Source organism: Streptomyces azureus (assembly GCF_001270025.1).
Classification (GTDB): Bacteria; Actinomycetota; Actinomycetes; order Streptomycetales; family Streptomycetaceae; genus Streptomyces; species Streptomyces azureus.
This window is the reverse complement of the sequence record NZ_DF968388.1, coordinates 1-8880: the sequence shown is the minus strand read 5'-3', so window position 1 is coordinate 8880 and position 8880 is coordinate 1. Positions and strand designations below refer to the sequence as shown.

At 68.3% G+C, this 8880-nt stretch carries 10 protein-coding genes and 1 pseudogene; 2 read left to right on the top strand and 9 right to left on the bottom strand.

Annotated elements, in window-relative coordinates; translation table 11 throughout:
• The 4 genes and pseudogenes from AOQ53_RS31980 to AOQ53_RS31965 all read right to left on the bottom strand — a co-directional run.
• A pseudogene (locus AOQ53_RS31980) lies at positions 1 to 674 on the bottom strand (ADP-ribosyltransferase); the annotation flags it as partial.
• The gene (locus tag AOQ53_RS31975; protein ID WP_059422562.1) at positions 671 to 1057 is read right to left on the bottom strand and encodes a DUF6507 family protein; all 387 of its coding nucleotides are present in this window, start codon (positions 1055 to 1057) and stop codon (positions 671 to 673) included. The gene AOQ53_RS31975 and the pseudogene AOQ53_RS31980, both read right to left, overlap by 4 nt.
• 61 nt (positions 1058 to 1118) lie before the next feature.
• Positions 1119 to 1433: a pore-forming ESAT-6 family protein gene (locus AOQ53_RS31970; protein ID WP_059422560.1), complete on the bottom strand. Its 315-nt coding sequence runs from the start codon at positions 1431 to 1433 to the stop codon at positions 1119 to 1121.
• A 79-nt stretch (positions 1434 to 1512) separates the two neighbouring features.
• Positions 1513 to 1839: a hypothetical protein gene (locus AOQ53_RS31965; RefSeq protein WP_010046599.1), complete on the bottom strand. Its 327-nt coding sequence runs from the start codon at positions 1837 to 1839 to the stop codon at positions 1513 to 1515.
• A gap of 263 nt (positions 1840 to 2102) precedes the next feature.
• On the opposite strand from AOQ53_RS31965, the gene AOQ53_RS31960 reads away from it, so the two are divergent.
• Entirely contained in the window at positions 2103 to 2726 is a 624-nt protein-coding gene (locus AOQ53_RS31960; protein ID WP_236711891.1) for a hypothetical protein, read from the top strand.
• Positions 2727 to 3548: 822 nt separating this feature from the next.
• Here the strand turns inward: AOQ53_RS31960 and AOQ53_RS31950 are convergent.
• Genes AOQ53_RS31950 through AOQ53_RS31935 form a run of 4 tightly spaced genes read right to left on the bottom strand, consistent with a single transcriptional unit; the run spans position 3549 to position 6446 of the window.
• Complete coding sequence (locus AOQ53_RS31950) at positions 3549 to 3773, bottom strand: DUF397 domain-containing protein (RefSeq protein WP_059422556.1); 225 nt, start codon at positions 3771 to 3773, stop codon at positions 3549 to 3551.
• Between the two features lie 9 nt (positions 3774 to 3782).
• Positions 3783 to 4523 (bottom strand): DUF5753 domain-containing protein, encoded by a 741-nt coding sequence (locus AOQ53_RS31945; protein WP_059422555.1) that lies wholly within the window; start codon positions 4521 to 4523, stop codon positions 3783 to 3785.
• Positions 4520 to 5248: a hypothetical protein gene (locus AOQ53_RS31940; RefSeq protein ID WP_059422554.1), complete on the bottom strand. Its 729-nt coding sequence runs from the start codon at positions 5246 to 5248 to the stop codon at positions 4520 to 4522. Before AOQ53_RS31940 ends, AOQ53_RS31945 begins: the two co-directional genes overlap by 4 nt.
• 19 nt (positions 5249 to 5267) lie before the next feature.
• The gene (locus AOQ53_RS31935; protein ID WP_059422553.1) at positions 5268 to 6446 is read right to left on the bottom strand and encodes a PP2C family protein-serine/threonine phosphatase; all 1179 of its coding nucleotides are present in this window, start codon (positions 6444 to 6446) and stop codon (positions 5268 to 5270) included.
• A gap of 161 nt (positions 6447 to 6607) precedes the next feature.
• Here AOQ53_RS31935 and AOQ53_RS31930 point away from each other — a divergent pair, with 161 nt between their 5' ends.
• Positions 6608 to 7864, top strand: coding sequence for a GNAT family N-acetyltransferase (locus AOQ53_RS31930; protein ID WP_059422551.1), 1257 nt, complete (start codon positions 6608 to 6610; stop codon positions 7862 to 7864).
• 68 nt (positions 7865 to 7932) lie between these two features.
• On the opposite strand, the gene AOQ53_RS31925 is transcribed toward AOQ53_RS31930, so the two are convergent.
• Positions 7933 to 8742, bottom strand: a complete 810-nt coding sequence (locus tag AOQ53_RS31925) for an Fpg/Nei family DNA glycosylase (protein ID WP_059422550.1) — start codon at positions 8740 to 8742, stop codon at positions 7933 to 7935.
• Between the last annotated feature and the right edge of the window lie 138 nt (positions 8743 to 8880).

Sequence of the window (8880 nt, the reverse complement as noted above, 5' to 3'; positions counted from 1 at the left end):
GTGCCCAGGCCCTTGATCGTGCCCCACACACCGTCGACGATCAGCCCGTCCCACACGAACGACTTCACCCAGTGGCCGACCTCGTACCACTTGTGCTTCTCCTCCACCGGGTCACCCCAGGGAAGCTTGGCGTCCTTCATGTCATCGGCGTTGAAGCCGTACTGGTTCTTCTTCTGCGAACCGTCCCCGGCCACCATCTGCGTCCCGCCCCACAGAGCGGTGATCTTGTTGTGGCAGGTCCGCTCCGCCGCCCAGAACGCCGCGACCGTCGCGGTGATGTCATCACGCAGCTGGTTGTGCTCGTCGACCTTGTCCTCGTCGTACTCCCACTCGTCATCGTCCTTCACGGAGTCGACGAAGGTCTGCGCCTTGGCCTTCAGCTCCTTCAACTTCGTGACGAGCGGCTTGACCTCGGTGGCGTACGACGACAACGCACCCGACACCGTCTCCAGGTCGGTGGCGAACGCGTCCGCCTTCTCCTTCACCGGCTTCGTCGTGGCGAACAACTGCTCCGCATCCGGAGCCTGGTAATACGCCGACAACCCCTGAAACCTGGAGTGGATGTCACCACCGGCATCCCGGACATGACCCGCGTCCTTCTTCAGGTCCGCGTAGTCGGTCTCCAACTGCTCCAGATTCCCCGTGAACTCGGGGATCTTCTCCGGCTGGATCACCGCTTACCGACTCCCGGCAGATCCACCGGCGGCGCCTTCAGCGTGTTGCGCTGCGCCTCCGCCGCCATCTCCTCATCACCGTTCAGATACGCCGTCGTGGCATCGACCGCACCCTGCAACGACTTGCCCGCCCGCGCCGCGACGAACTTCAAGTCCTTCGTCGCATGCTCCGCGTACTGCGACAACGCAAGAGCGACCAGGCCACCTTGGGCCTTCTCCCCGCCCTCACCGCCACCCTCGGCCGAGATCGTGCCCGCATGGGTCGCCGCCGACGTCAGATGCTCACCGAACGCCGTCGCGTACTTCTCCAGCTTCGACGCCGCATCACCCGTCGTCTTCAGCACATGCGAAATACCCTGCGGCTTCAAATCCCAGCCGGGCACCGAAAACCCCCGTCATACACAACTACCGACCACTACAAAAAACCGACACTCAGCGGCAGATTCAGCCGATGTTGTCCACTGCCGCCTTCGCACGCTGAATCGTCGACTGCGCCGTACCGTCGTTCTTCTCCAGCGTCGTCTTCAGCAGATGAATGATGTTCTTCACCTCTTGCGAGGCGTTGTTCCACCGCTGTTCCTTGCCGTGGTACTCATCCGCCACACCATCCGCCGTGAAGTCGGCCATCGCCGCCTTCACCTGCTTGTCACGCTCGGTGATCAACGACTCCAGACGGCCGATCACCCCCTGAATGTTCGACTGCGCATCCGTCGACGCACCCGTGTCATACGACCGGCGATCCGAACCCGCACCCGCCATCACACACCACTCCCCGAGAAACCAAGCAGACAGAAAGAAACCAACAAGGCCGGAGCGTCGACGCCCCGGCAAACGCCACTCAGCGGAAGCGAGCGGCGTCGAAGTTCGCCGCCGACATCTGCTGACGCGCGTTGTCACCCTGCTCCTGGTCACCCGAGGAGAACGCCGAGTCCATACCCGACTGACCACCCAGGATCGCCGACAGCGACGAGTTCAGATCCGACGCGATCCGGTCCGCCCGAGCCTTGAACTGGTCGAACATCACACGACCAGAACCGTTGAACTTACCCTCCAGCGGCTGCGCCGCCGCCACCAACTGCCGGACCAGACCACCCAGATCATCCGTCGAACCCCGCGTGTCACGCTGCAACGTCGACAGCGTCTGCGCACCCATGTCGAACTTCATTGGACCTCCCCCGTACGGGCATGCTTCGGCAGACCGCTTGCAGTCAGCGGTCAGCCTCTGGTTGCTCATACATGCCTATCAACACGACGTTGCAGGTTCAATCCGGGTCCAAGGCGATCACAGAAGCACCACAAATCCGAGAGGAGCCCGACACCCAGCGATCGACTCGGAAGCCCCGGCGACAAAACAGCCTGGCGGCCCACCTCACAGCTTGGAGCCCGGCTCACACCACACGGGCACCCCTTAGGGTGACGATCATGCGCATGAAGATCATTGTGGCAGCCGGATTCACGTGTCTGCTGGCCTCTGGATGCGGCGGCGCGGCCTCGAGCTCGGACGGCGTCGACAGCAAGGCGACACCCACTGGCACCATCCTTCCCCAGCGGCTGGACCAGCCCGACACGAGCCCCGACCTGGAAGCGGATGCGCCCGCCGATGACGCCCCGTTCTCCAAGCAGTTGGAGCACGAGCTGAGCGTCCGGACGCTCAAGATGGCCCAGGGCGAGGGCAAGGCGACAGCCCAGTGCCCCAGCGACATCGAGTCGAACAAGGGCAGGACAGCAGCCTGCACGACCACCTACGACGGCCTGAAGATCAGGTGGGATGTGACGATCGGCGACACGGCAGCCTGGTCCGAGAGCTACGTCGAGTACAAGGCGACGCCCAGCACGGGCATCATCACCAAAGCCGGGGTCGCCAAGCTTCTGTTCGGCAACTACAAGGGTTACATCGACTACGCCCTGTGCAACAACATCCCCAAGGCGACCCTGGTCCCGCTGAACGTGGAAACCAAGTACAAGTGCGAAGTCGTCGACAAGGGCAAGAAACCGACGGGGTTCGCCACCAGCACGGTACGGGCAACCGAAGCAGGCCCACGCGCCTACTGATACTCGCTCAGCGACGCAACTCGATGGACTGAGGAACCGATCAGGCCACTTGTTCAGGCACTCAAGCACCAGGACGTGGTCTTGTCGAGCGCCACCAGACCGTCACCTGTGCTCCCGGGGGCGCGCCTGGGCGGACGAGGTGATCGCGACCTCACACGCGCTTCCGCCACGGCCGGGTCGGCCGACCGTACTCGTCCTCCATGGCCGATCCGTGTGGCCACCGGTCGACGGCTGCTCGTGGCCGCCGACCGATGCCTCATGCGTACTACTGCCAGAACTCTCGGTGGGACTACCGGTGCCACGGTCTCCGCCGTGACCGCTCGGCGGTTCATGGCTGGCGGAGGGCCCAGCACCGTGCTCGTGGGCCGTTCCGCCAGGCATGTGGTCCGCGCTCCCGCCCGGCAGGTGGCCACCGACCCTGCTGCCAGGCAGGTCGCCACCCGCGTGGACGGCCGGCACATCACCGCCAGCGTGCACCGCGGGGGCGGTGGGCACGTCCTAGCCGACCCGTCCCACATCGCCAAGGTTGGTATCCAAGCTGCCCCCAGGCGGACGTGCTCGCCGGCCTGCTCCGCGGTGTGGGTGCCCGCGCCGACCAGGGCCGGTTCGTGGGCGAGGGAATCCGCGTGCGGGACGTCCGCCCCTACGGCCGGGTTGCCCGTGTCTGGCTGGTCGACGATGTCGCCGGGGCCGTCCTCGACCTTCTGCAGGACGTTGCCGTGCTCGTCGAGGCGTCGAGACCGACGGCCTCTTCAAGCCACTCTCGCAACCACTGAGCGGCAGTCTCCTCCCTTGGCAACTTGGCAGGGGTCCACCCACTCCTCAAAGGCGACAGCGCGCCCTTGCGAAGTCGGTAACGGTGGAGTTGGGCTTGAGAGCCTCGACGAAGGTGGTGAAGGCTCCGGTCGTGAAGGAGAGCACCCCGTCGGCGGAGTCCTTGGAGTCTCGTATCGCTACTCGGGTCAGGTCGTTTGCGATCTCTACGCAGGCGTTGCCGTCGCCGCTGCCGGAGTAGGACGACTTCCGCCAGTTGTCGGGGGTGGTCACCGAGGCGCCTCACAGTTCCTTGGCCAGCCTGTGGATGAAGTCACGCGACCGATCGGGGTCGAGCGACACCGACTCCACTCTACGGAAGAGTGTTCGGAATACGCCGAGTTGAGCTTCGGAGTCGATGAAGAGCGAGCCGTGAGGGCCATCACGCACCACGGTGTCCAGCCTCGGTACGGGGCCACCGGCGTACACCATGGCGGCCGTGATGTCGGCGAAGTCGTCCAAATCGAAGGGGATGACACGCACGGTGACGTGGTCAGCTTCGGAGAGTTCTAGGATGCGCGCAAGCTGAGCACGTGAGGTGACCCGGCCACCGACCCTGATCCGCAACGCTGCCTCATGAACCAACGCCACATACGGGATCGGCTGCGGCTCCTCGATGACGACCCGCCGCTGCATTCGATGGCGGACACGCAACTCAAGCTCCGTCTTGGGCAGTTCGGGAACGCGGCGTGAGAACAGGGCCCGGCTGTAGTCCTCCGTCTGAAGCAGTCCCGGGACGTGCAGGAAGTCCACATCCCATCGATGGGCAGCGTGGTGCTCCAGCTCCGACAGATCCAGGAACGAGGTGGGCAGGAGACCTCGATACTCCTCCCACCAGCCGCGTGCCCGGTCGGTTGCCATCGCGGCCAAGGCGTCGACGAACGCCTCGTCCGTGCACGCGTAATGGGCCGCAAGCCGACGCAGCCTCTGCTCGCTCACTCCTGTGATGCCGGACTCGATCTGACTGATCTGGACAGAGTTCACGCCGAGCCGCCCTGCCGCCTCGCGCGCGCTGAGACCTGCCGCGTCCCGGAGCCGTTTTCGTGAGCAGCGCCTCCAGGAGCGTGGTCAGCGCCACCTCCTGGAGAATGATCACCCGCAGCGCCGCCAGGAAGGTGATTGTCCGGGCCACGGCCGGGCAGGTCTGTGCTTGCGTGGACGGTGGGTACGTCGCTGCATGCGTGGACACCCGCAGTGACCCCGTCGTCCGCCACCCGGCCGACATCGCCGAGGTTGTTTTCGAGGCTGCCGCCCAGGCGGATGTGCTGGCCGGCTTGTTCGGCGGTGTGGGTGCCCGCGCCGACCAGGGCCGGTTCCCTGGCCGGTGAGTCCACCCGCGGGGTGTCCGCGCCAGATGTCGGGGGGTCGGGCGTGCCGGGCTGGTCGACGACATCGCCGGGGCCCTCGGCCGACTTCTGCAGGACGTTGCCATGCTCGTCGAGGAGGTTGCCGTCCGGGTCGTAGTAGCGCGCCGGGGCGCCGTCCTCGGTGGGCAGTTTCGTGGTGCCCTCGGGCAGGACGGGGGCATCGTCGGGCAGCCGCACGTTGCCATCGGGCAGCTTGGTCGCGCCCTTCGGGAGGGCCGCGTCCTCGGGCAGGTTCACCGTGCCGTCGGCGAGCATGACCGTGCCCTCGGGCAGCGTGACCGCGTTCTCCGGCAGCTTGGGGATGTCGATGGTGCCGGCGCCCTTCAGCGCCGACCGAACCATGGGTCGGGCGGTCCGTACGTCAGCGGACGGACGCCGCCGTAGGGCCCTCACGGCAGATGAGCAGCAGGGCCCGGTCGTCGTTGACGTCCTTGGCCACCGCCTCGATCAGATGCCAGGCGGCACCGTGGAAGCCCCCCGCGACGTAACGGTCGGCCTCGCCGGTGAGACGGTCGATGCCCTCGACGATGTCGCGGTCGGAGGTCTCCACCAGGCCGTCCGTGAACAGCATCAGCACGTCACCCGGGCGGAGCGAGCCCTTCACCGGGTCGAACTGGGCACCGTCGTACACGCCGAGGAGCGGGCCTTCCGCCGCCTTCTCCTCCCAGCGGCCGCTGCCCGCGCTGAGCTGGAGGCCCGGCGGGTGCCCGGCGGAGTAGAGCTCGTAGTCGCCGGAGTCCAGGTCGAGGACCAGATGGATGGAGGTCGCGAAGCCCTCGTCCCAGTCCTGGCGGAGCAGGTAGCCGTTCGCGGCCGGGAGGAAGGCGTGCGGCGGGAGGGAGCCCAGCAGGCCGCCGAACGCGCCGGAAAGGAGCAGCGCCCGGGAGCCCGCGTCCATGCCCTTGCCGGAGACGTCGGTGAGGACGACCTCGAGCGTACGGCCGCCGTTGGTGCGCGCGGCCACCACGAAGTCGCCCGAGAAGGACTGGCCGCCCGCCGGGCGCAGCGCCATCTCACGGTGCCAGCCGTCCGGCAGGCCGGGCAGCTTGCTCTGCACCCGGATGCGTTCGCGCAGGTCGAACAGCATGGTGCCGCCGCGCCGCCAGGGCACACCGACCCGGCTGCGGAACTGGGCCAGCAGCAGCCCGAAGAAACCGCAGGCCGCGACGACCAACACCACGCCCGGGGTGACCCTGGACGGGCCCTCCGTGTAGGGGCCCAGCCGCACCGACTCCACGATCAGCGCCGTGGCCGCCGCCGCGTACAGGCCGAGCAGGCTCGCGGGGCGCAGCAACAGGCCGCCCACGACGACCGGCAGGACCAGCGCCGCCGGCGAGAACCACACGGAGTTCGCCAGCGTCGCCCCCGCGATCAGCGGGACGGTCATGAGCAGACCGGCCAGGGCGATCCAGTCCGAGCCGTCGCCGCGGAAGTAGTCCACGGCGGCCCGGCGCACGCCGACGCGGGCCCGGTGCCACTGCTTCTTCAACCGGGCCGTGAACGTCTCGGCTTCCGCGCGCCGCTCTCGTCCTGCTGCCATTAGTTCGGGACCCTATCCATCGGACCGGCCACTTGGCACGGGAGGTCCTACTTGTCCCCCGTGAGAGGGCCGACTTCACAGGGAACTTCACGGCGCGCCACCCTCCGCCACCCCCGGGAAATTCCCTCGCTCGTCCCGCACCGCCCTGGTAGGCATGGTCCATGGCGACTGACGCGACCGGCTCCGCGGCGACCCTGCGGGTACTTGAGCAGGACGACTGGGACACGTGGTACGACACCCTCATTCGCGGCTTCGGCGGGGTGCCGGAGTCCGCCGAGGAGCGGGAGTTGTGGAACGCGCTGACCGAGCGCGACCGTTCACTCGGTGTCTGGGACGGGGACGACTGTGTGGGGACGGCCGGGGCGTTCCGCTTCCGGCTCACCGTGCCCGGCGGGGCCTCGGTGCCGGCCGCGGGCGTCACGACGGTGAGCGTGGCCGCCACGCACCGCCGGCGCGGCGTCCTGACGTCGATGATGCGGCGGCAGCTGGACGACGTCCGCGCCTGGGGTGAGCCGCTGGCCGTGCTCACGGCCTCCGAGCCGGCGATCTACGGCCGGTTCGGATACGGCATGGCCACCTTCCAGTTGAACGCCGAGATCGACACGAGCCGTGTGCGGCTGTCGTCCTTGCCGGCGGGTACGGACGACGTGCGTCTGCGCTACGCCGTTCCCGCCGATGTCGTCGATGTGTGCGAGGCGGTGTACGCGCGGCTGGTGCCGTCGCGGCCGGGGATGCTGGCGCGGCAGCCCGGCTGGGAGCGGCTCGGGGTGCTCGATCCGGAGAGCGAGCGGGAGGGGGCGTCGCCGCTTCAGTGCGTCCTCGCCGAACGGGACGGGGAGACGGTCGGGTACGCGCGGTACCGCGTCAAGCCGAGCTGGGAGCCCGCCGGGCCCAACGGCAGCGTGATTCTGGAGAATTCGGCCGCGCTGGACCCCGCGGCGGACGCGGCGATGCTGCGGTTCCTGTTCGGCATCGACCTGACGTCGGCGCTGGTGATGCGGGGGCGGCCGGTCGACGACGCGTGGCAGCACATGGTGTCCGACATACGGCGGTGTCAACCGCGGTTGCGGGATTCGCTGTACGTACGGCCGGTGGATGTCGGAGCCGCGTTGGAGGCGCGGACGTACCAGGCGCCGGTGGATGTGGTGTTCGAGGTGGAGGACGCGTTCTGTCCCTGGAACGCCGGGCGTTGGCGGCTCAGCGGGGATGCGAAGGGGGCGTCCTGCGCGCGTACGACGGATACGGCGGATGTCGCGTTGTCCGTACGGGAGTTGGGGGCGGCGTATCTCGGTGGGGTGAGCCTCCGGGCGTTGGGGGCGGCGGGGCGTGTGCGGGAGTTGCGGCCGGGGGCGCTGGCGGAGGCCTCGTTGGGGTTCGGGTCCGGTGTGGTTGCGCCGTGGTTGCCGCACGGTTTCTGAGGGCTTGTTTCAGGGGCCTGGGCGTTGTGGGGCGGGGCGTTCGGGGGCCGGGTGTTCGGGGGGCCTGGTCAGGGGCGTTGGCAGGTCGGGCACCAGAAGAGGTTGCGGGCGGCGAGATCGGCGGTGCGGATCTCGCCGCCACAGATGTGGCAGGGCTGGTTGGCCCTGCGGTAGACGTACACCTCGCCGCCGTGGTCGTCCACGCGGGGCGGGCGGCCCATGGCCTCCGGGGTGTGTTCCGGGCGGACCGTGTCGATGCGGTTGTTGCGGACGCCCTCGTGCATGAGCTCGACCAGGTCGGTCCAGATCGCGTGCCACTCGGACGGGGTGATGTCCTTGCCGGGGCGGTACGGGTCGATACGGTGCCGGAAGAGGACCTCCGCGCGGTAGACGTTTCCTACGCCGGCGATGACCTTCTGGTCCATGAGCAGGGCGGCGATGGTCGTACGGCTGCGGGAGACGCGGCGGTACGCGGTGTCCGGGTCGGCGTCGTCACGGAGGGGGTCGGGGCCGAGGCGGTCGTGTATCGCCTGCTTCTCCGGGGGTGTGATGAGGGCGCAGGTGGTGGGGCCGCGGAGGTCCACGTAGGTGGTGTCGTTCGCGAGGCGGAGGCGGACGGTGTCGGTGGGTGGGGGTGCGGGGGCGGGGCCGAAGGTGACCTTGCCGAAGAGGCCGAGGTGGATGTGGATCCAGTCGGTGGCGTGGAAGCCGAGGAAGAGGTGTTTGCCGTGGGCTTCCGTGCGGGTGAGTTCCGTGCCGGTGAGGAGGGCGGCGGCGTCGGTGAACTTGCCCTGGGGGCTGGTCACCCCGGGGGTCGTGCCGAGGAACGCCGTGGCGTAGTCGAGGGCCAGTCGGTGGATGGTGTGGCCTTCCGGCACGGTTTCTCCTGTGATCGTCGCCTTTGCCACCCGCCCGCCCGAATCGGTCGGTCGAGAGGCTGGCCTCGCCCCGGGGCTCCGCCCCGGACCCGTGGGGAGCTTTCCCACCCACCCACCCGAAGCGGTTACTCAAGGGGC

Excerpts from the sequence above, each read along its gene's own strand:
- AOQ53_RS31970 (WP_059422560.1), bottom strand. The coding sequence starts at position 1,433 with ATGGCGGGTGCGGGTTCGGATCGCCGGTCGTATGACACGGGTGCGTCG.
- AOQ53_RS31965 (WP_010046599.1), bottom strand. The coding sequence starts at position 1,839 with ATGAAGTTCGACATGGGTGCGCAGACGCTGTCGACGTTGCAGCGTGAC.
- AOQ53_RS31960 (WP_236711891.1), top strand. The coding sequence starts at position 2,103 with ATGAAGATCATTGTGGCAGCCGGATTCACGTGTCTGCTGGCCTCTGGA.
- AOQ53_RS31940 (WP_059422554.1), bottom strand. The coding sequence starts at position 5,248 with ATGGTTCGGTCGGCGCTGAAGGGCGCCGGCACCATCGACATCCCCAAG.
- AOQ53_RS31935 (WP_059422553.1), bottom strand. The coding sequence starts at position 6,446 with ATGGCAGCAGGACGAGAGCGGCGCGCGGAAGCCGAGACGTTCACGGCC.
- AOQ53_RS31930 (WP_059422551.1), top strand. The coding sequence starts at position 6,608 with ATGGCGACTGACGCGACCGGCTCCGCGGCGACCCTGCGGGTACTTGAG.